A 1,199-nucleotide genomic window follows, 5' to 3' on the forward strand; every position below is an offset into this window, starting at 1 on the left:
TGTCGACTTCCCGTATTTCAATGCCAGGCTAAATTAGAGGTTTCCGGTTCGTGGTATTGGCGGAATTCGGCGGGCGTCAGCCCGCCAAGGCTGTCGTGAGGGATCTCGGTGTTGTAGTCGGCCAACCAGTGCTCCGCCTGTTCGCGTACTTCTCCGAGATTGCGGAAGACGTGCATATCCAGCACGCCACGTCGAAAGCTGCCATTGAAGCGTTCGATGAAGCCGTTCTGCATCGGTCGTCCTGGCTCGATGAAATCCAACGCGATGTTCTTTCGCTCCGCCCATTCCGCCAATGCCAAAGCGATGAACTCGGGGCCATTGTCCAGGCGAAGCTTTGCCGGATAGCCTCGCCACGCCGCAATTCGTTCCAAAGTGCGTATGACCCGCGCAGCCGGTAAATTCAGATCAACTTCAATGGCCAAAGCCTCGCGACTGAAATCGTCAATCACGTTGAATGTCCGGAACCGCCGCCCATCCCAAAGCGCGTCGGACATGAAATCGATCGACCAACTGCCGTTGATTTGCTCGCCGGCGATCAATGGCATCGGGTGCCGATTCGGTAGCCGCTTACGTCCTTGTCGACGCTGATTCAGCCGCATCAGGCAGTACACGCGCCAAACGCGCTTGTGATTCCAAACCAAACCACGGCGACGAATCAGTTGAAACAACTTGCCGAAGCCGCGCTCTGGAAAACGCTCAGAGAGCTCAGCCAATAACGCGATCACCTCTTCGTCCCGATCCGGTCGATGGCGATAACGTGCCGTCGACCGTGGTATTCCAATCGCCACACAGGCCCGGCGTTCGCTCCAGCCGTGGCGGTCCTGCAGCCAGGCCAAGAGCGGGCGCTTGTGCGCCGGGTCTACAGCTTTTTTGCGATCAGATCCTTCAGTGCATGGTTCTCCATCGCCAGCTCGGCATACATCCGCTTGAGCTTGGCATGCTCGGCCTCAACGTCTCGGAGCCGCTGCACGTCCGACGCTTCCATGCCGCCGTACTTGGACTTCCAGACGTAGTAAGTCGCATCGGAAATGCCCAGTTCACGGCAGACATCCTTGACCTGCCTTCCGGCCTCAACCTGCTTCAACGTCGTAACGATCTGACTCTCAGTGAATTTGCTCTTGCGCATCGGGGGGCTCCTTGGGGCTAGTTTGCCCGGAGACCTCTAAAAATGCCTGGATCAAGTTTACGGGACGGCGACA

The 1,199-nt window shown here is 57.6% G+C and carries 1 protein-coding gene; it reads right to left on the reverse strand.

Translation table 11 applies throughout. The features are described 5' to 3' along the window. Positions 1 to 17: 17 nt before the first annotated feature. Positions 18 to 1,126 (reverse strand): IS3 family transposase gene (locus tag ACVOLO_RS18020; RefSeq protein ID WP_481571697.1). Its coding sequence is split into 2 segments (ribosomal slippage): positions 18 to 865 and positions 865 to 1,126, totalling 1,110 coding nucleotides; the frame shifts between segments, so codons are not numbered across the junction. Positions 1,127 to 1,199: the final 73 nt, after the last annotated feature.

The organism is Stenotrophomonas sp. STEN056 (assembly GCF_056759635.1).